21 protein-coding genes and 1 tRNA gene are annotated in these 25282 nt (G+C 43.5%); 8 read left to right on the top strand and 14 right to left on the bottom strand.

Features of this window, described 5'->3' with window-relative positions; genetic code table 11:
- Nucleotides 1-71: 71 nt before the first annotated feature.
- The 8 genes from ilvC to IRJ18_RS11445 all read right to left on the bottom strand — a co-directional run bounded on the left by ilvC (nucleotide 72) and on the right by IRJ18_RS11445 (nucleotide 10562).
- On the bottom strand, nucleotides 72-1130 hold the full coding sequence (ilvC, locus tag IRJ18_RS11480; RefSeq protein ID WP_194106341.1) for a ketol-acid reductoisomerase: 1059 nt from the start codon (nucleotides 1128-1130) through the stop codon (nucleotides 72-74).
- A 144-nt stretch (nucleotides 1131-1274) separates the two neighbouring features.
- Entirely contained in the window at nucleotides 1275-1877 is a 603-nt protein-coding gene (gene ilvN / locus IRJ18_RS11475; RefSeq protein ID WP_194106340.1) for an acetolactate synthase small subunit, read from the bottom strand.
- Between the two features lie 20 nt (nucleotides 1878-1897).
- On the bottom strand, nucleotides 1898-3646 hold the full coding sequence (gene ilvB, locus IRJ18_RS11470) for a biosynthetic-type acetolactate synthase large subunit (protein WP_194106339.1): 1749 nt from the start codon (nucleotides 3644-3646) through the stop codon (nucleotides 1898-1900).
- Between the two features lie 86 nt (nucleotides 3647-3732).
- Nucleotides 3733-5439 (bottom strand): dihydroxy-acid dehydratase, encoded by a 1707-nt coding sequence (gene ilvD, locus IRJ18_RS11465; protein ID WP_194106338.1) that lies wholly within the window; start codon nucleotides 5437-5439, stop codon nucleotides 3733-3735.
- Between the two features lie 509 nt (nucleotides 5440-5948).
- The gene (locus IRJ18_RS11460; RefSeq protein ID WP_194106337.1) at nucleotides 5949-7169 is read right to left on the bottom strand and encodes a discoidin domain-containing protein; all 1221 of its coding nucleotides are present in this window, start codon (nucleotides 7167-7169) and stop codon (nucleotides 5949-5951) included.
- Between the two features lie 174 nt (nucleotides 7170-7343).
- Complete coding sequence (gene atpC, locus IRJ18_RS11455) at nucleotides 7344-7595, bottom strand: ATP synthase F1 subunit epsilon (RefSeq protein ID WP_194106336.1); 252 nt, start codon at nucleotides 7593-7595, stop codon at nucleotides 7344-7346.
- A 79-nt stretch (nucleotides 7596-7674) separates the two neighbouring features.
- Complete coding sequence (gene atpD / locus IRJ18_RS11450) at nucleotides 7675-9180, bottom strand: F0F1 ATP synthase subunit beta (protein ID WP_194106335.1); 1506 nt, start codon at nucleotides 9178-9180, stop codon at nucleotides 7675-7677.
- 398 nt (nucleotides 9181-9578) lie between these two features.
- Nucleotides 9579-10562 (bottom strand): NAD(P)H-quinone oxidoreductase, encoded by a 984-nt coding sequence (locus tag IRJ18_RS11445; RefSeq protein WP_228072709.1) that lies wholly within the window; start codon nucleotides 10560-10562, stop codon nucleotides 9579-9581.
- A gap of 75 nt (nucleotides 10563-10637) precedes the next feature.
- Here IRJ18_RS11445 and IRJ18_RS11440 point away from each other — a divergent pair, with 75 nt between their 5' ends.
- From IRJ18_RS11440 to obgE, 4 genes are all read left to right on the top strand, one after another.
- Nucleotides 10638-12257 (top strand): M1 family metallopeptidase, encoded by a 1620-nt coding sequence (locus IRJ18_RS11440; RefSeq protein WP_194106334.1) that lies wholly within the window; start codon nucleotides 10638-10640, stop codon nucleotides 12255-12257.
- 253 nt (nucleotides 12258-12510) lie between these two features.
- Nucleotides 12511-12584 (top strand) — tRNA-Arg (locus IRJ18_RS11435).
- A 56-nt stretch (nucleotides 12585-12640) separates the two neighbouring features.
- The gene (locus IRJ18_RS11430) at nucleotides 12641-13213 is read left to right on the top strand and encodes an adenylate kinase (protein ID WP_194106333.1); all 573 of its coding nucleotides are present in this window, start codon (nucleotides 12641-12643) and stop codon (nucleotides 13211-13213) included.
- 105 nt (nucleotides 13214-13318) lie between these two features.
- Complete coding sequence (obgE, locus tag IRJ18_RS11425; protein ID WP_194106332.1) at nucleotides 13319-14335, top strand: GTPase ObgE; 1017 nt, start codon at nucleotides 13319-13321, stop codon at nucleotides 14333-14335.
- A 58-nt stretch (nucleotides 14336-14393) separates the two neighbouring features.
- Here the strand turns inward: obgE and IRJ18_RS11420 are convergent, their stop codons facing one another.
- From IRJ18_RS11420 to IRJ18_RS11405, 4 genes are all read right to left on the bottom strand, one after another.
- Nucleotides 14394-15518 (bottom strand): CofH family radical SAM protein, encoded by a 1125-nt coding sequence (locus tag IRJ18_RS11420; protein ID WP_194106331.1) that lies wholly within the window; start codon nucleotides 15516-15518, stop codon nucleotides 14394-14396.
- Nucleotides 15519-15598: 80 nt separating this feature from the next.
- A complete protein-coding gene (locus IRJ18_RS11415) occupies nucleotides 15599-16243 on the bottom strand; it encodes a uridine kinase family protein (protein ID WP_194106330.1) in 645 nt (214 codons plus the stop codon).
- Nucleotides 16233-17396, bottom strand: coding sequence for a LysM peptidoglycan-binding domain-containing protein (locus IRJ18_RS11410; protein ID WP_194106329.1), 1164 nt, complete (start codon nucleotides 17394-17396; stop codon nucleotides 16233-16235). Before IRJ18_RS11410 ends, IRJ18_RS11415 begins: the two co-directional genes overlap by 11 nt.
- A gap of 9 nt (nucleotides 17397-17405) precedes the next feature.
- Nucleotides 17406-18173: a DUF4905 domain-containing protein gene (locus IRJ18_RS11405; RefSeq protein ID WP_194106328.1), complete on the bottom strand. Its 768-nt coding sequence runs from the start codon at nucleotides 18171-18173 to the stop codon at nucleotides 17406-17408.
- A gap of 103 nt (nucleotides 18174-18276) precedes the next feature.
- Here IRJ18_RS11405 and IRJ18_RS11400 point away from each other — a divergent pair, with 103 nt between their 5' ends.
- A complete protein-coding gene (locus IRJ18_RS11400; protein WP_194106327.1) occupies nucleotides 18277-18756 on the top strand; it encodes a Dps family protein in 480 nt (159 codons plus the stop codon).
- A gap of 106 nt (nucleotides 18757-18862) precedes the next feature.
- On the opposite strand, the gene IRJ18_RS11395 is transcribed toward IRJ18_RS11400, so the two are convergent.
- Nucleotides 18863-20359: an OmpP1/FadL family transporter gene (locus tag IRJ18_RS11395; protein WP_194106326.1), complete on the bottom strand. Its 1497-nt coding sequence runs from the start codon at nucleotides 20357-20359 to the stop codon at nucleotides 18863-18865.
- A 35-nt stretch (nucleotides 20360-20394) separates the two neighbouring features.
- On the bottom strand, nucleotides 20395-21255 hold the full coding sequence (locus IRJ18_RS11390) for a hypothetical protein (protein ID WP_194106325.1): 861 nt from the start codon (nucleotides 21253-21255) through the stop codon (nucleotides 20395-20397).
- A 180-nt stretch (nucleotides 21256-21435) separates the two neighbouring features.
- On the opposite strand from IRJ18_RS11390, the gene proS reads away from it, so the two are divergent.
- The 3 genes from proS (at nucleotide 21436) to IRJ18_RS11375 (ending at nucleotide 25105) form a co-directional block, all read left to right on the top strand.
- A complete protein-coding gene (proS, locus tag IRJ18_RS11385) occupies nucleotides 21436-22908 on the top strand; it encodes a proline--tRNA ligase (RefSeq protein ID WP_194106324.1) in 1473 nt (490 codons plus the stop codon).
- A gap of 139 nt (nucleotides 22909-23047) precedes the next feature.
- Nucleotides 23048-24187: a cystathionine gamma-synthase gene (locus tag IRJ18_RS11380; RefSeq protein ID WP_194106323.1), complete on the top strand. Its 1140-nt coding sequence runs from the start codon at nucleotides 23048-23050 to the stop codon at nucleotides 24185-24187.
- Nucleotides 24188-24295: 108 nt separating this feature from the next.
- Nucleotides 24296-25105, top strand: a complete 810-nt coding sequence (locus tag IRJ18_RS11375) for a TIGR02757 family protein (RefSeq protein ID WP_194106322.1) — start codon at nucleotides 24296-24298, stop codon at nucleotides 25103-25105.
- The last annotated feature ends 177 nt before the right edge of the window (nucleotides 25106-25282 follow it).

Here is a 25282-nt window from a genome sequence, read left to right as displayed (position 1 = left end):
GGAGAGGGGCTAATAGTGAGACGAGTATTTTTTAAATCCTCTCCTCTGGAGAGGATTTAGATGAGGCTCTATTACGCTTCTACAGCTTGGTTCTCAGGGCGTAAGCTACGTACAGTTTTACCGGCTTGCCACATTTCGCTATCGCGCAGTTCTTTTAATTCTGCATCCAGTTTCTCGCGATAATCTGGCTTGCTGTTGCTATCGATAGATTTTTGTGATTCTTTACCTGTAGCAACACTATCGTATAATTCCTCAAATACTGGTTTGGTAGCGTCACGGAATTTTTTCCACCAATCCAAAGCGCCACGCTGTGCAGTGGTTGAGCAGTTGGCGTACATCCAATCCATGCCGTTTTCAGCTACCAGTGGCATTAACGACTGGGTTAACTCTTCAACAGTCTCGTTGAAAGCTTCAGAAGGCGAGTGGCCTTTGCTGCGCAAAACTTCATACTGTGCAGCGAAAATACCTTGCACACAACCCATCAGGGTACCACGTTCGCCGGTTAAATCGCTGTAAACTTCTTTACGGAAATCAGTTTCAAACAGGTAACCGCTGCCTACCGCAATGCCTAAAGCAATTACACGGTCTTTAGCTTTTCCGGTCGCATCCTGGAAGATAGCATAGCTTGAATTTAAGCCACGACCCTGCAGGAACATACGGCGCAGTGAAGTACCTGAGCCTTTTGGCGCTACCAGGAACACGTCTACATCGGCAGGGGGAACAATGCCTGTCTGCTCTTTAAACGTGATACCAAAACCGTGAGAAAAATATAGGGCTTTACCAGGGGTAAGGTGCTTTTTAACAGTTGGCCAAAGTTCAATTTGTGCCGCGTCGCTTAGCAGGTAGCAAATAATGGTGCCACGCTCTAAAGCTTCTTCAATTTCAAAAAGGGTTTCGCCCGGAACAAAGCCATCGCTGATTGCTTTGTCCCATGTTTTTGAATTTTTACGCTGACCAACAATTACGTTAATACCATTGTCTTTTTGGTTAAGCGCCTGGCCAGGACCCTGAACACCGTAGCCAATTACCGCTACAACTTCATCTTTTAATACTTCCTGTGCTTTTGATAACGGGAACTCTTCGCGGGTTACTACGTTCTCTTCAGTGCCGCCGAAATTTAGTTTTGCCATGATTTTTTGATTTGTGATTTCACCGATGCTTGATTGATTTCACCGATGATTTTTATTGTTTTATTTTTTGATTACTCTGATTACTTTTTTGATCCACAGATTTTCAACTAATCTCTAATTAACTAATCTCCAATCTCTGATGCCTTACATACTGAACACCTTTTGTCCCTGGTTCAGGTATTCATTCTCTATTACGTCTTCACCAGGTTCCAAACGCTCAAATTCACGCAGTTTAGAATTGAAGCCTTCGCTGTCTTTAATAATGGCTACACGCGCGCTGCGTACAAACTCAATTAGGCCGTAAGGTTGCAGTATTTTAATTAACGCGTCAGTTTCTTCACGATGGCCTGTGGTTTCAAATACTGTGTAATCCTTGCGGATCACTACCGCGCGGGCGCCATTCTCGCGCAATAAACGTTCAACGCTTACTTGTTCCGCAATTACATCTGTCGCCACTTTGTAAAGGGCCAGTTCCTGCCATATCACATCCTCGTTAGTGTGATAGTACACTTTTAACACCTCCACTTGTTTTTCAATCTGGCGCGATATTTTGCGTACCACTTCTTCCGATTCCGTAATTACAATATTGAAACGGTGGATCTTATCTATCTCCGATGGAGAAGTATTCAGGCTGTCGATATTGATCTTACGGCGGGTAAATATGATAGCAATACGGTTCAGTAAGCCTATCTGGTTTTCTGTATACACCGTAATGTTAAATTCCTGTTTGATATCTTGGTCGCTCATTGTTTTAATTTAGGGTGTGATTACTTTAACCTTATTTCGCTTACGCTGCAACCTTGCGGCACCATTGGGAATACATTATTCTCTTTAGTTACCATAACTTCCAGCAGATACGATCCTTTGTGTTCCAGCATTTCTTTCAGCGCGCCTGACAGGTCTGCACGGTCAGAGATTGATTTACCATCAATACCGTAACCTTTGGCCACCATTACAAAATCAGGACTTTGGATATCTACAAAAGAATAGCGGCGCTCGTTAAACAATTCCTGCCATTGGCGCACCATACCCAGGAAACGATTGTTCAGGATTAATATCTTCACATCAATACCTGATTGCATAATGGTACCCATTTCCTGTAGTGTCATCTGGAAACCGCCATCACCAATTACGGCTACTACAGTGCGTTCCTGCGCGCCAAATTTTGCGCCTATGGCCGCTGGCAAAGCAAACCCCATAGTGCCTAAACCACCACTGGTTACGTTGCTGCGCGTTTTATTTAACTGGGCATAACGGCAAGCCACCATTTGGTGCTGACCAACATCGGTCACAATAACAGCCTCGCCGTGGGTTAGGTCGTTTAGTTGTTTGATGACTTCGCCCATGGTCATTTCGCCGCTTTGCGGGTTCAGCTCAGCATTGATCACCTGGTTAATTTCTTCCTGCTCGTATTCCTTAAATTTTGCTAACCAGGCTGAGTGATCGTTTGATTTGATTAGTTCAGTCAGCATCGGTAGGGTTTCCTTGCAGTCTCCCCAAACCGGTACAGTCGATTTTACGTTTTTATCAATTTCCGCCGGGTCAATATCCAAATGAACAACCTTAGCCTGCTTGGCATATTTATCTAAACGGCCTGTTACACGGTCGTCAAAGCGCATCCCTATAGCAATCAATACATCACATTCGTTAGTCAATACGTTCGGGCCATAGTTGCCGTGCATACCCAGCATACCAACGTTTAATGGGTGACCTGTTGGGATAGCGCCAGCGCCTAAAACCGTCCAGGCGGCAGGAATACCGCTTTTCTCTACAAAGGCTTTGAATTCCTGTTCGGCACTGCCCAAAATCACACCCTGACCAAACAGGATAAATGGTTTTTTAGCGCTGTTGATCAGATCGGCTGCCTGCTTTATGTATTCCGGGCGTACTATAGGTTTTGGCCTGTAGCTGCGGATATGATTGCAGGGGGTATAGCCTTCAAAATTGAATTTCTGTATCTGCGCATTCTTGGTAATGTCGATCAGCACTGGCCCCGGGCGACCGCTGCGTGCAATATAAAATGCCTTAGCAATAACCTCGGGTATTTCGTTGGCATCGGTCACCTGGTAATTCCATTTGGTAACCGGGGTAGTAATGTTAATCACATCGGTTTCCTGGAAGGCATCGGTACCTAAAAGGTGTGCGAATACCTGGCCGGTGATACATACCAAAGGAGTGCTGTCAATCTGCGCATCGGCTAAACCGGTAACCAGGTTGGTTGCGCCGGGGCCGCTGGTAGCAAATACTACACCTACCTTGCCTGATGTGCGGGCATAACCCTGACCGGCGTGTATGCCGCCTTGTTCGTGGCGGACCAGTATGTGGTTTAATTTGTCCTTGTAATCGAACAAGGCATCGTATATAGGCATAATGGCACCACCGGGGTAGCCAAAAATGGTATCCACACCCTCGACAATCAGCGCTTCTAATAAAGCCGCCGATCCTGATAGTTCAATTGCCGGGGATTTCACAGATGTTTGTGTGATCTCACCGATTTCCTGCTGTGCTATATCCATGTTATTATATTTTTTGCCCCCCGACCCCTAAAGGGGAGAGCGAGTTATTAAATTTGTTATCCTATTCCCCTTCAGGGGTTAGGGGTTTACATCTCATCCGTCACACAGCCTTCCGCGGCCGATGTTACAGTTTTTGCATAGCGGTATAACAGGCCTTTGCTTACTTTAAGGGCCGGTTGTTGCCAGGCTGCTTTACGTGCGGCTAACTCCTCGTCGGATAAGATCACATTGATCTTATTGGTTGTTGCGTCAATAATGATCTTATCATCATCGTTAATTAACCCTATGGCACCGCCATCAAAAGCTTCGGGGGTGATGTGGCCTACCACAAAACCATGTGTGCCGCCACTGAAACGCCCATCGGTAATTAACGCTACCGAACTGCCCAAACCCGCGCCAAAAATGGCCGATGTTGGTTTAAGCATTTCGGGCATACCCGGCGCGCCTTTAGGGCCCACGTTGCGGATAACCACCACATCACCTTTTTTGACTCGGCCGCTTTGTATACCAGCTATTAGTTCAAATTCGCCATCAAACACGCGGGCAGGGCCTTCAAAATGGGTTCCCTCTTTACCGCTAATTTTGGCTACGCTGCCACCTTCAGCAATATTGCCGTAAAGTATTTGCAGGTGGCCGGTGGCTTTAACCGGCTTTTCAACCGGCCATATGATTTTTTGATCGTTAAACTCCAGTTCAGGTACATCAGCCAGGTTTTCGGCAATAGTTTTGCCGGTAACGGTCAGGCAATCGCCATGTAACCAGCCTTGCGCAAGGCAATATTTCATTACCGCGGGCACGCCGCCAATATTGTGCAGGTCTTCCATCATATATTTACCGCTTGGCTTCATATCGGCTAATACAGGTATGCGGTTACTTACCGCCTGGAAATCGTCCTGGGTTAATTTAACGCCAACGCTTTTAGCCATAGCTATCATGTGCAATACCGCGTTGGTGCTGCCGCCCAATACCATAATTACCACAATAGCATTTTCAAATGCTTCGCGGGTCATGATATCGCTTGGTTTAATATCCTTCTCTAACAGAATTTTAATAGCTTTGCCGGCAGCTAAGCATTCCGCTTTTTTCTCAGCGCTTAATGCCGGGTTAGAAGAGGAGTAAGGTAAGCTCATGCCCAAAGCCTCGATAGCGGCAGCCATGGTATTAGCTGTATATATACCGCCACAAGCGCCAGCGCTTGGACAAGCGTTTTTAATTACGCCCATAAAATCCTCAGGAGAAATTTGCCCGGCTATTTTCTTACCAAGGGCCTCGAAAGCCGATACGATGTTCAGGTCTTCACCTTTATAATGGCCAGGCTTGATAGTACCACCGTATACCATGATAGAGGGACGGTTTAACCTGCCCATAGCCATAATAGAACCGGGCATGTTTTTATCGCAGCCCGGCAGGGTAATTAAACCATCATAATATTGCGCACCGGTTACGGCTTCTATAGAATCGGCAATAATATCGCGGCTCACAAGCGAGTAACGCATACCCTCGGTACCGTTGCTCATACCGTCGCTTACACCAATGGTGTGGAATATCAAACCAACCAGGTCTTCGGCCCAGATGCCTTCTTTAACAATCTTGGCCAGGTCATTCAGGTGCATATTACAGGTGTTCCCATCGTAACCCATACTGGCTACGCCCACCTGCGCTTTTTTCATGTCATCATCCGTTAAGCCAATACCGTATAACATGGCTTGCGCGGCAGGTTGGGTAGGGTCCTGTGTGAAGGTTTTGCTATACTTATTTAGTTCTATGGCTTCGCCGGTTGTTTTCGGATTCATGCGGTATTTGTATATATATATTATTCGGTTGACCTGTTATTTTAACTGTACATTAAATGAGTTTTAAACTATTTAGTTGTACGCTTTGGCAGATCAGGTTTTATGACATTTTGTATATCTGTAAGGTAGGCAGATGTGATTGCGGAGACAATAGCGCAAAGTGATTTTTTTAAATAAGAATATTATATCGAATAAGGAAATTTAATAGAATTATATTCTTTAAAAATTAAAAATATCAATATATAAAATTTATCAATTTATACCAAAGTTAAAATTGGTATTCGGTATAGTTTTTATGCATGCATAGCATAGGGGTCAAATTTCGGCGTGAAATGGGAAATGTAGTAGGGAATGTTCTGGAATTCTTTTTTGTTTTGATACAGAAGGAATGGGATTTACACAATGAGTCCATGAAACGTTTTGCTGCGTTCCCCGCAATGGCGTGCTGTTTCTAATCAATGACAAAAAAGCCCTTCCGATTATCGGAAGGGCTTTTCAAATTTTCTTTATTATTCCTGGAAAATCCGCCATTCAGCAGTGGTCAAATTAGAGCCATCCTCTGTTAAAATGATATTGAGCTTAACAAAACGGGCGGTTACCTTGGGGAATGTGCTTTTTTCAATAGTGCTGAAACTTTTGGTTTTTTCATATGCCAATTGCCAGGTGGTGCCATCATCCGAATATAGTAGCTGATATTTGGCAATTACATCGGCCCGGTTCCAAAATATGCGCATTGCGTTGAAATCTTTTGCTGTGCCAAGGTCGGCGCTTAGCCATATGTTTAGGTCGGTACGATCGCTGGCTGCCGGTTGCCAGTAAGTATCCAGGTCGTCATCCACCGCAGCCGATCCTTTATTGCCACTTAGTTCGCTGCTGGCGGTAATGGTTTTAAACAGAGTAATACTTTCCGGATCTACAGGTACTGTGGCGGGTGCAGGTGCCGGATCGGGTGTTGGTTCATTCAGCTTTTCAGGTTTTACCAGGTCGTAAGTAGTGGCAATGCGCGGCCGGCCTACGTAATTAGTAATCAGCTGTGCATCGCCGCCATAAACGCCCCATTTTGGGTCGCAGTATTCCGCATCAAGTGTCCTGCCATAATAGCGCTGCGTGCCGCCTTTAAGTGTCTGCTTTTCATCATTATACCAAAATTCAATAAAACCGATAGTGCCGTCGCGAGATATCTTTAATCTGAGTACAAAGCGGTTCCAGGCATTTATTTTTAGTGGGGTTTTCCAAAGCTCGGTACCCACTTGTCCGGGTGCGTAATGCATCAGATGAATATCGCCGCCGGTAGTTGTACTGATAATAATGGGGAAGTTTTGTTGCATATCGCTGCCGTAAGCTTTCCATTGAAATACAGCATTGGTATTGATATTAGGCGGCATGCTGACTTTGCAGCGCCAGCCGATGTAAATATCATCACCTTCCTGTGCCTGAAACCCATTGGCAGCGTGCGATTCGGTGCGGTGGCTGCCCAGTGGTTTGGTGAATTTCCATACGGTTCCGTAAGTTGGGTCGTTTACTGTGGTAATAGTCCCTTCGCCCTCTATGTTTGATGCAACCTTCCATATGGAAGTACCTTTAGATGCATCACCATCCCAAAGCAGTTTACCCGGTACTTCAGGCGTTGTAACCACCGGTGTTTCGCCGGTCAGCGTTGGCTCAGCCTTTTTCTTCTTACAGGATAAAAAACACAAAATAATGCATACAACAATAAATAGATTTTTCATGATGGCAGATCATTTGGTTAGTAACACCAAGTAATTAAATTATTATCATCAAATAGTGCCCTATTTTGGTTTAATCTTAAGCAATATTAACTAATACGTAATCCTGGTTTTCGAACACCAAAAAAGCCCTTCCGAATAATCGAAAGGGCTTTCATAATCTATTAAAGCTGTTTATTAGCGGTGGGTAATACCCTCGGCTAATACAATCACTTTGTTGTTAGAAGCTTCCACAACGCCGCCTTGTATAAAAAAAATATCTTCTGTTTTACCAGCGCTGCGTACAGTTAATTTACCATCTTCTAAAGTAGAGATGATAGGGGCGTGGTGGTTCAGTATTTCAAATGATCCCATGGTACCCGGCAAGGTGATAGAATTTACTTCGCCTTCGAATACTTTTTTATCGGGAGTTAGGATTTCTAAAATCATTCTTTAATGTGCATATGTGCAAATATGCAAATATGCAGATGCTTAATTCGCACATCTGCATATCCGCATATTTGCATATTTATGAATTAGCTTCCGCTAACAGTTTTTTACCTTTTTCAATGGCATCTTCAATGCTGCCTACTAAGTTAAAGGCTGCTTCCGGATACTCGTCAACTTCACCATCCATAATCATGTTGAAACCTTTGATGGTTTCTTTAATGTCAACCAATACACCTTTTAAACCAGTGAATTGCTCGGCCACGTGGAATGGCTGTGAAAGGAAACGTTGTACACGGCGTGCGCGCGATACGGTTAACTTATCTTCTTCGGAAAGCTCGTCCATACCCAAAATCGCGATGATATCCTGTAACTCTTTGTAGCGTTGCAGAATTTCTTTTACGCGTTGTGCAGTATTGTAGTGCTCGTCACCTAAAATAGCAGCGCTAAGGATACGTGAGGTTGAATCCAGGGGATCCACCGCAGGGTAAATACCCAACTCGGCAATTTTACGTGAAAGTACGGTAGTAGCATCTAAGTGGGCAAATGTTGTTGCCGGTGCAGGGTCGGTCAAGTCATCCGCAGGTACATAAACGGCCTGTACAGATGTGATTGAACCACGTTTTGTCGACGTGATACGTTCCTGCATCATACCCATTTCAGTAGCAAGGGTTGGCTGGTAACCTACCGCTGAAGGCATACGGCCTAACAACGCTGATACTTCAGAACCTGCCTGGGTGAAACGGAAAATGTTATCGATAAAGAAAAGGATATCGCGGCCTTTACCTTCAGCATCACCATCACGGAAATATTCCGCAAGGGTTAAGCCTGATAAAGCCACACGTGCACGTGCACCTGGGGGCTCGTTCATCTGGCCGAATACGAAGGTCGCTTTAGATTCCTTCATTTCGTTCATATCAACTTTGCTCAGATCCCAGCCACCCTCTTCCATGGAGTGCATAAACTCTTCGCCGTATTTTATAATGCCCGATTCCAGCATCTCACGCAATAAGTCGTTACCTTCACGTGTACGCTCGCCAACACCTGCAAATACTGATAAACCAGAATATGCTTTAGCGATGTTGTTGATCAGTTCCTGGATCAATACAGTTTTACCTACACCCGCACCACCAAACAAACCAATTTTACCACCTTTTGCATAGGGCTCTAACAAGTCGATAACCTTAATACCTGTAAAAAGTACTTCAGATTCGGTTGAAAGGTCCTCAAAACGCGGAGGTTGGTTGTGGATAGGGCGGCCACCAGTTTTATCAAGGGTTGCAAGTCCGTCAATCGGATCGCCAACGACGTTAAATACACGGCCTTTAATGTTATCACCAATTGGCATGGTAATAGCAGCTTCTAAGTCAACTACGGGCATACCGCGCAGCAAACCATCGGTCGAATCCATCGCTACAGCACGTACACGGTCTTCACCTAAGTGCTGCTGAACTTCAAGAATAATTTTTTGTCCGTTGTCTTTGGTGATTTCCAAAGCGTCAAAGATACGTGGCAGGTGCGCGTCGTCAGCAAAGCTAACGTCAACTACCGGACCGATGATCTGAGATATTTTTCCAATATTGGGCATAAATAACCTGGTATTTAAAGTATTTTGTTAAACTATTGGCGCCCTGTAAACAGGGTGCTATTTAAGTGGTGCAAAGTTATGCTTTTATGCCGATAAAAAAATACCTGTTTAAAAATTTTTGTAAGAAGTTTTAATAGAGTGCAAGCTAAGGCATGTGTTGCTATAGATACCCCTGTTTTACTGACTAAGCATGTGAGGGGGCTATCTTTTGGAAAAGGAAAAAGAGGAAAACTTGAGCTATTTTTTTAAAGTTTATATTTAAGTATTATAATATTCTTTAGAAAATGATTGGTTATGTTTTCATGGCTGCTGTCGCCCCGCTATCCACTGCAAGTCCTCACTTCGCTGCGCTATGTTCCGGGCTTTCCGTTGCTATCGGGTTTATAAGCAATGGCTTTTTAAAACTCCAGTACAATCTTCCCAATGTGTTCGCTGCTTTCCATTAGTCGGTGCGCATCAGCGGCTTCGTTAGCCGGGAATACCTTATATATAACAGGCTTTATTTTCTCCGATTGGAGTAATGGCCAGATATGTTTTTCCAATTCTTTGGCAATTGCGCTTTTAAATTCCACGTCGCGGTTGCGCAAGGTAGAACCTGTTATGGTTAAGCGCTTGCGCATTACTAAGGATAAGTCAACCTGCACATCTTTCCCATTCATGGTATTTATTATCACTAATCGACCGTCATTGGCCAGGCATTGCAGGTTATTTGGTGTATAATCGCCGCCAATCATATCTAATATTACATCCACGCCTTTGCCATCGGTCAGGCGGTTTATTTCATCCCTAAAATTTTGTGTTTTATAATTTATGGCTTTATAGGCACCCAGGTCATCGCAGAATTTGCATTTTTCATCACTGCCGGCAGTTACATAAACTTTATTGCCCAATGCTTTCGCCATTTGAATAGCTGTTACGCCAATGCCACTGCTACCACCATGCGCCAGCAAACTTTCGCCGGGTTGTATGCGGGCCCGATCAAAGACATTGCTCCATACTGTAAAGAATGTTTCCGGGAGTGAGGCGGCTTCCACAAAACTTAAATTATCAGGAACGGGGAGGCACTGGCCTTCAGGGGCACTACAGTATTCGGCATAACCGCCACCAATAACTAAGGCACAAACTTTGTCGCCAACCTTCCAGCGGGTAACGTTACTACCAACGGCTTCTATAGTTCCGGCTACCTCCAATCCGGGAATATCCTGTGGTGCACCAGGTGGTGGGGGATAATTGCCTTTGCGTTGGGCAACATCGGGCCGGTTAATACCTGCGGCATGTACCTTTATTAATACCTCGCCATTGCCGGGCATGGGCTTAGGTCTCTCTGTCAATTCTAAAACTTCGGGGCCGCCAGGCTGAGTAATAATGATGGCTTTTATCATAACTATGCTGTGTGATGGTACAATCTGTGGTTTTGTGTGTATCTTAACATTTCCAACTTTAAGCTAACATTTATTATGAAGAAAAGCTTTACCATTTTAATTCTTTTTTGTGCCGCTTCCAGGTTGTTATATGCGCAAGACCGCGATGTAAGCTATGTAAGTTCTGGCGGGCCTTTGAAGCCTTTACAAGCCATTATGGATATTCGACATAATACGCTGGCGCTTGATGTTAATATTAATAAACAAACTATTGAAGGTTATGCCGAAATTGACCTGGTGCTATCGAAACCCACGGACACTTTATTGTTTGACCTGGTGCATTTGCTAACCGTGCATAAAACAGTGGTTAACAACACAAATCAATCTTTTTCGCAAAAAAATGACCTGATCTATATTATTAATAAAAATGGGTATAAACCTGGCAAACACACGATTAGGATATATTACGGAGGCATGCCACCCATAGGCAAGCGACCACCCTGGGAAGGCGGTTTCACTTGGAAAACAGACAAACATGGTAATCCCTGGGTATCCATCAATGTACAGTTGCAGGGAGCTAAAATGTATTATCCATGTAAAGATCACCCCAGTGATGAGCCCAATGAAGGTGTGGACTTGTTCATCACTATACCCAAAGGTTTATCGGTTGCCGGTCCAGGCTTATTGCAAGGCGTAAAAACAGCAGCTAACAATAAGGCTACCTGGCATTGGAAAACTAATTATACAATTAGTAATTACACCGTTGTATTCAATATAGGTAAATATAAAGTTTACACTCGTCCATACACCACCAGCAAGGGGCATACAGTGCCTATACAATTTTATGTGTTGGAAGAGGACAGTATCCATGCCAACGAAGTATTGGACATGCGCGTGCGCGATACCCGGATGATGGAGAAGTATTTTGGCGAATATCCCTGGTATAAGGAAAAGATAGGCATCGCGGAGGTGCCGAATTCAGGAATGGAGCACCAAACTATGGTTACTTACAGTGGTACGTTCAAATATGATCAGTATCGCGGCGGAGTTAAATTTTCCTCCGAGATGTTTCATGAATTTGCGCACGAATGGTGGGCCAATAAAATCACTAATTGGGATTGGTCGCACATGTGGATACAGGAGGGGTCGGCCACCTATGCCGAGGCTTTATTTTTCAGGGATAAACTTGGCGAACAAGGTTACGATTCGGTAATGATCCGCAAACGTGCGGGTATCAGAGCACTTAAACCGGTAATATCTGATAGCAGCGCATATTTAAACTCACATTATAATACCGATATGTATACAAAGGGTGCTTTCTTACTGCATACTTTACGTTTTGTGTTGGGCGATAATGTGTTTTTCCCCGCGATTAAAAAATTTGTAGAAGATGTACAATACCCATATGATAAATATTTTACTACCGATGAAGTGGAACGATATTATTCAGGTTACTATGGTAAAAGCTTAAAACCATTATTCGATTTTTATTTGAAAACTACCAGAACAATGGATTTTGAACTTGCCCAAGCTGCGCCGGGTAATTATTATTTAACTATTAAGAATAGCCCTATGGAATTGCCGTTGGATATAGCTACTGATACGGGTATAATACATACTAAGATACCTTTTGCTACACGTTTTAACATCAAAAGCAAAACAGTGCCTGTGATTGATCCTAAACAGTATTATTATAAAACAGTATTGCTAAAATGAGAGAGGGGGCATGAATAATGATAAGTCCTGATAAATAGCTGATGAGCTTGCGCAGACTATTTTAAGGCCGAAGACAACCTGCAGTTTCATTAAATTATCAGAAGATTTACCTGATTTTGAAGCTATTGCCGAAAAGGTTAAGTAAATTTCAAAAAATATTTCAACTGATTGCAAAATTATTCTATTTTTGCAGTCCGTTAAAAAAGGCATTGGTGCCAATAACGGAAAGGTTCTTTTTTATAAAACAACCAATGCACTTGTAGCTCAACTGGATAGAGCATCTCACTACGGATGAGAAGGTTTGGGGTTCGAATCCCTACAAGTGCACTCAACGCTAAGCCTTTCAGTATTATATTGAAAGGCTTTTAACTTTAAATCAAAGGATGCTGAACTTAGTATTGTTTGGTCCACCCGGGGCCGGTAAGGGTACTCAATCTCAAAAACTTATTGAAAAATATGGGTTGATTCATCTATCAACAGGCGATTTGTTGCGTGGTGAGATTTCCCAGGGCACTGCTTTAGGTTTAGAAGCTAAAAAGCTGATGGATGAAGGCAAACTGGTGCCCGATGAGGTTGTTATTGGCATGATCAGTAATAAACTGGATACTAACAAAGGCGCCAAAGGCTTTATTTTTGACGGTTTCCCGCGTACTGTTGCACAGGCTGAAGCGCTGGATAGCTTATTAACCAGTAAAGGGTCAGCCATTTCGGGTATGATAGCGTTAGAAGTAAATGATGACGAATTGGAACATCGGTTACTACTGCGTGGCAAAGAATCTGGCCGCCCGGATGATGCTAACCCCGAGGTTATCCGCAAGCGCATAGTTGAATACAATAACAAAACAGCACCTGTTGCTGATTTTTATAAAAAACAAAACAAGTTTAAAAGCATTAATGGTATAGGTTCCATCAACGAAATATTTGATGCGATAACCAACGTTATTGCTGCTTATTAATATTAGTCCGAAAGTCGGCAAGGCCGGAAGTCCGAAAGTTAGAAGCATTGTTTCTGTTCTTTCGGACTTTCCGTCTTTCAGACTTCCCGACTTAACTAAATATATATGTCCCAAGGTTCAAATTTTGTTGATTACGTAAAAATATGCTGCCGCTCCGGTAAAGGCGGTGCAGGCTCAACGCATTTGCACCGCGATAAATTCACGGCAACCGGCGGCCCTGATGGCGGCGACGGCGGTCGTGGCGGGCATGTTATTATTAAAGGCAATGCCCAGCTTTGGACATTGTTGCACCTTAAATATCGTAAACACGTAATTGCCGGCGATGGCGAAGGCGGTGGCAGTTCACTGCGTTCGGGCAAAACAGGCCGCGATGAAATATTAGAAGTGCCGCTGGGTACTATTGCCAAAAATGCTGAAACTGATGAGATACTGTTTGAGATCACCAAAGATGGTGAAACCAAAATTATAACACCCGGCGGCCGTGGCGGCCAGGGCAATTGGCACTTTAAAACCCCGACCCTGCAAACCCCGCGTTTTGCCCAACCCGGCGAACCGGGACAGGAAGTGTGGAATGTGCTGGAACTAAAATTATTGGCCGATGTTGGCTTGGTAGGTTTCCCAAATGCGGGTAAATCAACCCTGCTATCGGTAGTATCAGCAGCCAAGCCCGAGATTGCGGATTATGCGTTTACTACCATTGTGCCTAATTTGGGTATTGTCGCTTATCGCGATAATAAATCCTTCGTAATGGCCGATATACCGGGAATCATCGAAGGCGCATCCCAAGGCAAAGGCCTTGGTTTCCGTTTCCTGCGTCATATCGAGCGTAACTCGGTACTATTGTTCATGGTGCCTGCCGATACCAACCGTACCATTAAGGAAGAGTATGATATCCTGCTGCGCGAACTGGAAGAGTACAACCCTGAACTGATCCACAAGCCGCGTGTATTAGCTGTAACTAAAGGCGATCTGCTGGATGATGAACTTCAACAGGAAATGATGGCTGAACTGCCTAAAGGTATCCCATCGGTGTTTATATCATCAGTTGCACAAAAAGGGATTACCGAGTTGAAGGATTTGTTGTGGAAGGAAATAAATGCTGATAGTCCGAAAGAAAAATAACCACGACGTTATTACCAGGAACTTAAACTCCCGGTCTTCTTCCATTTCTGTACTTCCCTCAATAATTGATCACCTGCTCTTCCAATTGCGCAGGCATATCACGCCAAATATATTTCTGGGTACGTAATTGCGGTTCAAACCCGGCTTCTTTAATTGCATTTTGTATGCCTTGCGCAGTAAAGCGGTGTGGAGCACCGGCGGCCGATACCACATTTTCTTCAATCATTATCGAACCAAAATCATTAGCGCCAGCATGCAGGCAGGTTTGCGCTACTTGTTTGCCCACTGTAAGCCACGATGCCTGTATATTTTTAATATTTGGCAGCATGATACGGCTTAAGGCAATCATACGGATGTATTCATCGCCGGTTACATTGTTGGTGATACCGCGCACTTTTCTTAACAGTGTGCCATCGTCCTGGAAAGGCCATGGAATAAACGCGATAAAACCATAATGGCCTTCGGGTTTTTCAGATTGTACTTCACGTATCCATACCAGGTGCTCAAAACGTTCTTCAATAGTTTCCACGTGGCCAAACATCATGGTGGCCGATGATGGCAGGTTAAGCTGATGAGCGGCACGCATTACGTCCAGCCATTCTTTTCCACCGCATTTACCTTTTGATATCAGGCGGCGTACCCGATCATTCAATATTTCGGCACCAGCACCGGGTAATGAATCCAGCCCGGCTTCTTTCATGGCTTTGAGTACATCGTAGTGGCTCATGCCTTCCAGCTTGGCTACGTGAGCAATTTCTGGCGGGCCTAATGAGTGTAGCTTAAGCGTGGGGTATAGTTCTTTTAATTCTTTAAATAAGTCGGTATAAAATTTCAGTCCCAGATCGGGGTGGTGCCCGCCTTGTAATAATAATTGATCGCCGCCAAAACGGAAGGTTTCTTCGATCTTTTTTTTGTAGGTCTCTATATCGGTGATATAACTTTCCTCGTGACCGGGGCGACGGAAAAAATTGCAGAATTTGCAATTGGCAATACATACGTTAGTCGTATTTACGTTCCGGTCTATTTGCCAGGTTACCTTGCCATGCGGCACTTGTATTTTCCGTAGTTCGTTAGCTACGTACATCAATTCCGGAGTAGATGCATGGTGATATAAATGCACACCTTCTTCGATATTCAGAAAATCAAATTGTAAAGCACGCTGTAACAGGTCTGCCGTATTCATATCAACAAAAATACATACTATTTAAATGCGATGGATGTGTTTATGAAAGAATTGACAATTTGGAGAATATATGCAGGCTGTTATTTATCACCCAGCACTTTTTCTCGTAATTCTTTCGATATTTCGTCGGTAATAGAGACCATATCATCAGCTATATGGGTGTTGTTCGTAATTACTTTATGACTTATTTCCCGGTAAGGCAGCAGATATTCCTTATAAGCCGGTACTACGTGGTTATGCCATTTGTACATTACATCATCGTGCGAGTAGCCGCGCTCTATCAAGTCGCGTTTTAAGCGGCGTTGCAGGGCAATATCCTCTTCTGTATCAATGAAAATCTTCATATCCAGCAGGTCGGCAATTTCTGTAAAGTGCATTATAAATAAGCCTTCTACAATGATAATAGGCGCAGGCTTTATTTCCAGTACTTTTGGAACAGCGTTTGGATTATTAAAAGTGTATTCGTGTTTGATAACCGTTTCGCCATTAATGAGACTGGTAATATCTTCAAAAAAATGCTGACGATCGATAGTAACCGGCAAATCGAAGTTATATAACTTATTTTCTTCCGGTGTCATATTGTGTGCTACCGGGATATAATAATCATCCTGCGACACCAGGCATACTTCTTCCTGTGTAAAATGGGCAAGAAAACACTTTAAAAAAAAAGTTTTACCGGAACCACTGCCACCGGCTACACCTATAATATAAGGTTTATTGCTCATTGCTTGGCACGCCGTAGGTAATGTTAACACGGAAACGTTTATCCATTGCACCAATCATATCGGCTACATTTTTTGTAACCACTACAATTACATCTTTATTAGCTTCATTATCGGCAAAACGACCTACAACTTTAGCAAAAACACTTCGATTGGTCATGGGATTGGTAATTTTCATTACGGTGCCAATAGGGGCAGTACGGTGCAGTACCAATTGTTTTTTCGGATCAAAGCTTGGGTCGTCCATCCAAATAGCCGGGCCTTTTTCATCCTTCAGGAATAAACCGTAACGGTTGGCTGGGATATGGCGGTCAAGACTGTCGGCTACGCTTGTAGTATCGCGTTTAGCAATAATTTGCTGCGATTTAGGAACAACCGGTGCAGGTGGCATGCCCGCACGTACCACTAATATTTGCCCTGGAGTAATAGTATTACCAGGTAACTTATTTAGTGCTATGATATCGTCAACCGATGTGTTGAACCTTTTAGCAATGGTAAACAACGTTTCACCATTGGATACTTTATATTGCTGTGTATTTTGCGTATTTACCGGGGTGTTTTGCGCAGGTTGGCTTTGCGGCTGGGTAACCGGGGCTTGCGCCTGTTGCTTAGGTTGTTGCACTACCTGCTGTGGTACAGGTTTGTTCTCAACAACGGCTTCTTTTTCGGCGGGTTTTGACTGACTACCCCCCGCAGTGCGGATCTGCAATATTTGCCCAGGGGTAACCACGTCCGATTTAAGTCCGTTAGATTCCTTAATATCATCAACCGTAGTGCCAAACCTTTTGGCTATAGAATATAGCGTTTCATGAGGCGATACCTTAAACTCCTGTACCGTTTGCTTTACTTCAGGTTTAGATGCTTCGGTATGTTTAACAACGGTTTTGGCAGATTCGGCAAAAGGCAGCTCGGTAGGTACTTTTACTATAGCGCCGGGCTGCAATATAATATTGTTATTAAATTGTATAATTAAATTGGGCTTTACATTGTACCTGCGGCTAAGCGCGAAGTAAGTCTCTTTAGGCTCAACTTTATGCAGTATAACTTTCTTTCCGTTCTGGTTTTCTACGCCAACCGAATCGAAACCAGTTTTTGCAAAAAGGGTGCTGGTCAACAGCAACAGGGGACAAATGGTCAATAAAATCTTAAACCTCATATCGTTTACTTATTCAGTTTTCAAGTTAATTACATTTAATTCAACCTTGTTTTTAAGGTAAATTAAATAATGATGATGCAATACAAACGCCTCGGGTTGTAATTTTTGTATGCCGGTATTTAACAAATCATTAAATACCAGCCGGTCATTTTTAAAAATATACAAAACCTGGTTTAGCTGGTCGCTTTTTAGCGCGTGCAAAGATACAATTCTAAAATCGTTGTGGTAAAGGTTATGTACTATATTTCCAAAAGGTTGCTCTGGCAGGTTATGAAGTTCTAAATTATCGGCATTTACAACATCGGGTAATATAATCGCAGTCTCAATATCTTCATCAATTATCGGGTTATATGGCCCGATAGTTTCACCTCTTTTAATGCTAACTGTAAATAGCTTTCGTGGCTGTATCCGGTTATCGAATATCACCGGGCCATTTTTACTTAAATGGTTAAATGTACGGTTATAATCACTCCATAATATTTTGCCGGATAAACCATCAATGGCAATAATCCCTTTGTGTGTTGGGCTACCCGGCGATTCATAATTATGTAATAATAAAACATTATTATAAGCCGCCTCAATACCGGTAAGCCAGCGTTCGTCTGTATATAATTGATTAAAATTAATCTGCCCATCTGGGAGGCTTATAGATGCAAAACTTACCTGCTTTTCCTGTTCATTGCGTATTTCCACAAACAGCATGGCGTTTACGGGATCTATCTCCATACGCCATACAATGCCGTTGAACTGGTGTTTGATGTAGGATGATAACGCCATATAATCAGGGGGTAAATATCATTTATTTAGACGGAAATATGATGCTTCGGTTTAAAACATTGCATAGTTATACTGGTTAACAAGTAAATCAACTAAATTTTATATGGACGCAAAAGAAATAAGCCTCGAGGAAAAACAGGTAAAACCTGTAGTAGATCACCTAAACGATCTGTTAGCTAACTATCACATTCATTATCAAAAACTACGGGGCTGCCATTGGAATGTAAAAGGCAAAAGCTTTTTTACACTGCATGTTAAATTCGAAGAGCTGTATACCGAAGCACTAACTACCATTGATGAGCTGGCTGAACGCATCCTTACTTTAGGAAAACCACCTTATAGTACGTTTGACGATTATATTAAAACCGCTGATATTAAAGAAGTAAATACCATTGGTATGAAAGATACTGATATGGTAAAAGCACTGATTACTGACATGGCCACCCTGATTGGGATGGAACGCGAGATACTTGAAATAACAGCTGAAGCCGGGGATGATGGTACCAACGATATGATAAACCGGTTTATGCAGTTTAAAGAGAAAAATACCTGGATGCTGCGCTCTTTTATTGATGAGGATTGAAGCTAGAAACTGAAATTAGTAGCCCAGCACGGTGATATTAACAAAGGCGTTGGAGTACCAACGCCTTTGTTGTTTTTAAGGTTTATAACCTCTAAAATCGTGTTTATTAAAATCTAAATCCAACGGTTAAATAAACATTATCGTTGGTTCTGTTTAGTAATGCCGCAGGGCTGTTAGTGCCAATTTCGTAAGGAAATACAGTTTGCGAGCCGGTAATATGGCTATAAGTAGCATCTATATAGTAAGTACCCGAACGGAAGCCTAAGCCGCCGCTAACAGTGTTGATATTGCTGCCATTTTCTTTTAGCGCGTTGCCTTGCACCCCATAACCACCACGTAAAAATAACGAACTGGCTAAACGGGCTTCAGCGCCAACATGCGCGTTAACTGCCGATTGGTATAGCGTTTTAATATCGTTATTATCTGCATTTGAATTATAATCACCACTTAAGTGCGAAGCTGAGTAGTCAAGATATTCTACATCGCCGCTAATAAAGCCAAACTGTTTAAAGAATACGGCTATACCACCAGATACACGGGTAGGGGTTTGCAATTTATAGCTGAATGGATAATTAGCAGGGCCACCCACAAGATTGCTACCGTTAAGTTTCGTAGTCATGCCTTCATTGTAATTGTCATCAATGTTATACCATGTTGGGGTGGTTATGGTAGCACCCAGGCGAACAGCTTCGGTAGGCTTATATATAAAGCCGGCTTTCAAATTAAAACCTGTACCTTTTGTTTCCTGATCCTGTGTGTAAACGTTAGTGTAATTTTGATTGGCCGTAACAATTGGAGGTCCAATGGCTGTAATAACTGATGCTAAGCCACTTTCAGTAAAGGTATTGGTGGTATTATAACGTAAGTTGGTAATACCAACGCTAAAGCCCAAATAAAATTGGTTACTATAATTGGCCCCCATTGATAAACTTAATTCAGATTGCCCGCCTGTACGAATAGCATTACTTAACTGGGTTACTCCATTAGGATTGACGCCTGGAGGGGGGTAGGTTGCGTTTGACCGGTATTGATTACCAGCGCTGCCATATTGATCTATCAAGTTTTGATCGTATGCCCATGCACCCAAACTGCCATTAGCTAATTGATTAGCGTTGGCATCATTAGCATAATAATCTGTAATACTGTTCGATTTGTTTGTACCGCTATAGCGGATGTCTTCGTAGTAGTTGTTGGTACGGTCATACGCTACGCCAAAGTTAAGGCTCAGCCAGCCCTTAGTTTTATCGGCACCTTTTGGCGTATTCAATTGCGAATAGAACACTGCCGCAATGTTATTTAAGTTAAGGTTACTTTTAGAAGTATTATTGCCCTGACCATAGTAGGTCGATTTAACCTTTGAACCGTCAAATTCGGGTGTAATGCTCATTTCTGAATGAGTAAAAAAGCCGATACCTGCCGGGTTGCCGCTAATAGAACTTAAATCGCCCCCTAATGCGGTTTGGGCGTTGCCAACACCTTTAATGCGTGCAGTAGAGCCGCTTTGAAAGGTTGAAAACCTTAAAGCATCCTGCGAGTATTGAGCAAAGGAAGCTTGGGTAACTGCTACTATAGCAGCTACAGTTAGTAAATATTTAGGTTTCATAGGATTGAAATGTTAGATGTTTTAGAAAATTAAAATTAAGGTCTAACCGGGCGACTGCCGCCACTTGATGAACTACCGCTGCTTGATGAAGAGCTACCGGAATTTGAAGAAGGCGGAGGGCTATAAGACTGTGTTTGTTGCGGCTGATAAACCGGACGTGCTGCCTGGCCGCTATTATCGCCACGAACAGGCCTTACACCATTGTTATAAGTGTTTCCTGTGCTGTTTGTAGCCTGACGGCCATTGCTGTTAACAGTAGGACGGCCCGGATACGCACTGTTTACCGGATAGTTACCATTATAGCCAATAGGACGGGTTGAGCGGCTTACTATAGCATTGCTTGGCGCACCTGAGCCGCGATATGGCCTTGGTGTGCCGGAATTACGATAGGCAGAATAACCACCCCAATAACCGCCACCTGGGCCATACCCATAGCCGGTACCGAAGTAGTTGTAACCATAGTAGCCTGGATAACCATAACCGTAATAGCCAGAATAAAATGGATCATAAAATGGAGAATACCCATAATAACCCCCATAGCCATAGCCAAACCCTAACCCAAAGCCTATGCCTGCACTATATCGGCCATAATAAGGATAATATCCATTATAAATATCATCGTAGTAACCAAATGGCGAGAAGTAGCCAAAACGGTTTATACGCGATGCATAGCTATTATAAAAATAATAATCATCATCATTATAATTATTATAGCGGCTTTGCTGATTAGATGGTTGCGTTGATGCAACATACTCTATCTGGTCGCCGGCTTTAGCATTTGAATAATAAACATCGTCGCCATCGTTTGACTGATTTGATGCGAGTTTGGTAGTAGAGCAGGAACCCAGCGCCAATGCGCCGATCAGAATAATTCCACCTATAATGTTCCGTTTCATTTGGAGTTGTTTGAAATTGTAAGGTAAATAATCTTTAAATTTATAAATTTGGCCGCAATAATACGTAATACAAAAGTAAAAATTAGTTAGGTTGAATTGGTGGGGTATTATCGTAAAGACACATAATATTTACAAAGGTTTAATATCATTATAAAAAAGTTAAATATATAATTAGGCGAAATGAGCAAAGGTATTGTAAGTAAAGACGAAGACTATTCACAATGGTATAATGACCTGGTAGTAAAGGCCGATTTGGCCGAATACGCACCCGTAAAAGGTTGTATGATCATTAAGCCCTATGGTTATTCCATCTGGGAAAAAATGCAGGCCGTCCTTGACGGAATGTTTAAAGAAACCGGGCACGTAAATGCTTATTTTCCCTTATTTATACCCAAATCATTTTTTAGTAAAGAAGCCAGCCATGTGGATGGTTTCGCTAAAGAATGTGCTGTTGTTACGCATTATCGCCTAAAGAACGATGGCAATGGAAATATTATTGTAGATGAGGACGCGAAACTGGAAGAAGAACTGATCGTTCGTCCAACATCTGAAACCATTATCTGGAACACTTACCGCGGCTGGATACAATCCTACCGCGATTTGCCTATCCTGTGTAACCAATGGGCCAACGTTGTGCGCTGGGAAATGCGTACCCGTATGTTTTTGCGCACCACCGAGTTTTTGTGGCAGGAAGGCCATACCGCCCACGCTACCGCCGAAGAAGCTATTGCCGAAACCGAGCAAATGCTGGGTGTATATGCCGACTTTGCTGAAAACTTTCTTGCCCTACCGGTTGTAAAAGGCCGTAAAACACCAAACGAGCGTTTTGCGGGTGCACTGGATACTTATTGTATTGAGGCGTTAATGCAGGATGGTAAGGCCCTGCAGGCCGGTACATCGCACTTTTTAGGGCAAAATTTTGCTAAAGCTTTTGATGTGAAATTCACTACAAAAGATAATGTGCAGGATTTTGTTTGGGCAACATCATGGGGGGTATCAACCCGTTTAATTGGCGCGCTGATTATGGCCCACTCTGATGATGCGGGTTTGGTATTGCCTCCAAAACTGGCGCCTATACAGGTAGTGATCGTGCCGATCTACAAACACCAGGAAGAACTGGACAGCATCAGCGAATACGTAAAAGGTTTAATTAAAGAACTGAAGGCGAAAGGCATTTCGGTTAAGTTTGATAACCGCGACACCCACCGCCCTGGTGCTAAATTTGCCGAATATGAATTGAAGGGCGTGCCTTTACGTGTAGCCATTGGCAGTCGCGACATGCAAAACGGAACTGTGGAACTGGCGCGCCGCGATACTAAGACAAAAGAAACAGTTAACCAGGATGGCCTTGCCGGTACAATTGAAAGCCTGTTGGAAGAAATTCAACAGAGCATCTATAAAAAAGCTTTAGGCTTCCGTGAAGAAAATACTACATCGGTTGATACTTACGAGGAATTTAAACGTCTGCTTGATGAAAAACCGGGCTTTATTGCCGCCCACTGGGATGGCACGCCTGAAACCGAGCAAAAAATAAAAGATGAAACTAAGGCGACAATTCGTTGTATACCTTTGAACAATAAACAGGAAGCAGGCAAATGTATCCTTACGGGGAAACCTTCAACGCAGCGGGTGTTGTTTGCACGGGCGTATTGATATTATACCATTACGTCATTGCGAGTAACGAAGCAATCTCTAAGCTATACAGATCAAATCTTTGGGTGTAGAGATTGCTTTGTCGCTGATAGAAGCTCCTCGCAATGACGGCTTGTTTTTTTAACCCAATCAACTAACTATGAAATTCGCAACTAAAGCAATCCACGCAGGGCAGGAGCCCGACCCCTCAACCGGGGCGGTGATGACACCGATATACCAAACATCAACCTATTGGCAAAAATCGCCGGGGGATAATAAGGGTTTTGAATATTCGCGCGGTACCAACCCCACCCGCAAGGCGCTTGAAGATTGCTTGGCCGCTTTAGAGAACGCTAAATACGGACTGGCTTTTTCAAGCGGTATGGGCGCTACCGATGCGGTGATGAAACTGTTGGCCCCGGGTGATGAAGTAATTACCGGTAACGATTTGTATGGCGGCTCGTACCGTATCTTCACCAAGATCTTTGCTAACTACGGTATCAAGTTCCATTTTTTGGATCTTTCCGATCCGGAGATCATCCGCCAGTATACTAACGAAAAGACGAAACTGGTTTGGATAGAAACGCCTACCAATCCTACTATGCAGATAGTAGATATTGAAGCCATCGGGAAGATCACTAAAGAGAAAAACCTGATGCTGGTGGTTGATAACACCTTTGCTTCACCATACCTGCAAAACCCGATGGACTTGGGCGCTACCATTGTAATGCATTCGGTTACCAAATATATTGGCGGCCATAGCGATGTGGTAATGGGCGCGCTGATGCTGAACGACGAGGAACTATACAAACGCCTGTGGTTCATTTATAATGCCTGCGGTGCTACACCCGGCCCGATGGATAGCTTTCTGGTGCTGCGGGGTATTAAAACCCTGCACCTGCGTATGAAGGCCCATTGCGAAAACGGGCGCGTTATAGCCGAATACCTGCGTAACCACCCCAAAGTAGATAAAATATACTGGCCCGGTTTTACGGATCATCCTAACCACGAGATCGCCAAAAAGCAAATGCGCGATTTCGGCGGTATGATCTCTATTACCCTGAAAGGCGCCGACCTTGCTGAAACCTTCCGCATAGCCGGTTCATTCAAAGTATTTACCCTGGCCGAATCATTAGGCGGGGTTGAATCGCTGATGAACCACCCGGTTAGCATGACCCACGGTTCTATCCCCAAAGAGGTACGCGAAGCCGTTGGTGTAACTGATAACCTGCTGCGCCTGAGCGTTGGGGTAGAGGATGTGGAAGACCTGCTGGCTGATTTGAAACAAGCGCTGGCTTAAACATACACACGCGTCATTGCGAGGAACGAAGCAATCTCAAAGCTTTGCTAAGCAGATATGCTTATTGGGAGATTGCTTCGTTCCTCGCAATGACGTTTTTGATATATCATGATAGAAAACCTCAAAGCCTTCCTCGACGCCAAAGTAGCCCAATACAACCAGCCCGGGTTTATCGCTAACGATCCCATCTCTATCCCGCATATGTTTACTAAAAAGCAGGATATCGAGATCATGGGATTTTGGGCGGCTACACTGGCCTGGGGGCAGCGGGTAACTATCATCAATAAGTGTAAAGAACTGATTGCCCTGATGGATGGTGCGCCGTATGATTTCATCATGAACCACCAGGAGCCCGATCTTAAAAAGCTGCTAAAATTCAAACACCGCACTTTTAACGATATCGATACGCTGTACTTTATCGCGTTCTTCAGGTATCATTATGAAAACCATCAATCGCTGCAAGATGCGTTTGTACCAAAGCCCCCCGGCCCCCTAAAGCGGGAGCAAGCAAATCAAACTCCCCCTTTAGGGGGCCGGGGGGTAGAAGATTGCTTAAATCACTTTCGCAACTACTTCTTCTCCTTACCCGATTATCCGCACCGTACTAAAAAGCATGTTTCCTCGCCTTCGCAAAAATCAACCTGTAAGCGGCTGAATATGTTCCTTCGGTGGATGGTGCGCAAGGATGGTAATGGTGTCGATTTTGGTATTTGGGACCAGATAAAAATGTACGATCTTATCATCCCCTGCGATCTACATGTCGACCGTGTGGCCCGCAAATTAAATCTTATCCAAAGAAAGCAAACAGACTGGCAAACTGCGGTAGAATTAACCGGGCGTTTGCGCGAGTTCGATCCTGCCGATCCGGTGAAATATGACTTCGCCCTGTTCGGATTGGGCATTGAGGAGCGTTTTTAACATCGCCCCAGCATCAAAGAACTTTACCATAATATACGAAATCTACCGGTGAAAACCAAGACCTGTTTTTAGCGATTTTTGCGCTTTTTTAGCTTTTATTGATATCGGGTTAGCCCGACTTATGCTTTTTTAGCGATTTTTAGAAAAGGTACTTTTGGACAGATTCTACAATAATTT

The sequence above is a fragment of the Mucilaginibacter boryungensis genome (genome assembly GCF_015221995.1).
GTDB classification, from domain to species: domain Bacteria; phylum Bacteroidota; class Bacteroidia; order Sphingobacteriales; family Sphingobacteriaceae; genus Mucilaginibacter; species Mucilaginibacter boryungensis.
The sequence above is the reverse complement of the archived record's forward strand: the minus strand, read 5'-3'. Positions and strand labels throughout refer to the sequence as shown.

Bases quoted from the DNA above. Each gene is read 5' to 3' on its own strand.
- IRJ18_RS11445 (WP_228072709.1), bottom strand. From the start codon at position 10,562: ATGATAAAAGCCATCATTATTACTCAGCCTGGCGGCCCCGAAGTTTTA.
- IRJ18_RS11400 (WP_194106327.1), top strand. From the start codon at position 18,277: ATGGACGCAAAAGAAATAAGCCTCGAGGAAAAACAGGTAAAACCTGTA.
- IRJ18_RS11460 (WP_194106337.1), bottom strand. From the start codon at position 7,169: ATGAAAAATCTATTTATTGTTGTATGCATTATTTTGTGTTTTTTATCC.
- atpC (WP_194106336.1), bottom strand. From the start codon at position 7,595: ATGATTTTAGAAATCCTAACTCCCGATAAAAAAGTATTCGAAGGCGAA.
- obgE (WP_194106332.1), top strand. From the start codon at position 13,319: ATGTCCCAAGGTTCAAATTTTGTTGATTACGTAAAAATATGCTGCCGC.
- IRJ18_RS11415 (WP_194106330.1), bottom strand. From the start codon at position 16,243: ATGAGCAATAAACCTTATATTATAGGTGTAGCCGGTGGCAGTGGTTCC.
- IRJ18_RS11410 (WP_194106329.1), bottom strand. From the start codon at position 17,396: ATGAGGTTTAAGATTTTATTGACCATTTGTCCCCTGTTGCTGTTGACC.
- IRJ18_RS11380 (WP_194106323.1), top strand. From the start codon at position 23,048: ATGAAATTCGCAACTAAAGCAATCCACGCAGGGCAGGAGCCCGACCCC.
- IRJ18_RS11375 (WP_194106322.1), top strand. From the start codon at position 24,296: ATGATAGAAAACCTCAAAGCCTTCCTCGACGCCAAAGTAGCCCAATAC.
- proS (WP_194106324.1), top strand. From the start codon at position 21,436: ATGAGCAAAGGTATTGTAAGTAAAGACGAAGACTATTCACAATGGTAT.
- atpD (WP_194106335.1), bottom strand. From the start codon at position 9,180: ATGCCCAATATTGGAAAAATATCTCAGATCATCGGTCCGGTAGTTGAC.
- ilvD (WP_194106338.1), bottom strand. From the start codon at position 5,439: ATGAATCCGAAAACAACCGGCGAAGCCATAGAACTAAATAAGTATAGC.
- IRJ18_RS11440 (WP_194106334.1), top strand. From the start codon at position 10,638: ATGAAGAAAAGCTTTACCATTTTAATTCTTTTTTGTGCCGCTTCCAGG.
- IRJ18_RS11405 (WP_194106328.1), bottom strand. From the start codon at position 18,173: ATGGCGTTATCATCCTACATCAAACACCAGTTCAACGGCATTGTATGG.
- ilvN (WP_194106340.1), bottom strand. From the start codon at position 1,877: ATGAGCGACCAAGATATCAAACAGGAATTTAACATTACGGTGTATACA.
- ilvB (WP_194106339.1), bottom strand. From the start codon at position 3,646: ATGGATATAGCACAGCAGGAAATCGGTGAGATCACACAAACATCTGTG.
- IRJ18_RS11420 (WP_194106331.1), bottom strand. From the start codon at position 15,518: ATGAATACGGCAGACCTGTTACAGCGTGCTTTACAATTTGATTTTCTG.
- ilvC (WP_194106341.1), bottom strand. From the start codon at position 1,130: ATGGCAAAACTAAATTTCGGCGGCACTGAAGAGAACGTAGTAACCCGC.
- IRJ18_RS11430 (WP_194106333.1), top strand. From the start codon at position 12,641: ATGCTGAACTTAGTATTGTTTGGTCCACCCGGGGCCGGTAAGGGTACT.
- IRJ18_RS11390 (WP_194106325.1), bottom strand. From the start codon at position 21,255: ATGAAACGGAACATTATAGGTGGAATTATTCTGATCGGCGCATTGGCG.
- IRJ18_RS11395 (WP_194106326.1), bottom strand. From the start codon at position 20,359: ATGAAACCTAAATATTTACTAACTGTAGCTGCTATAGTAGCAGTTACC.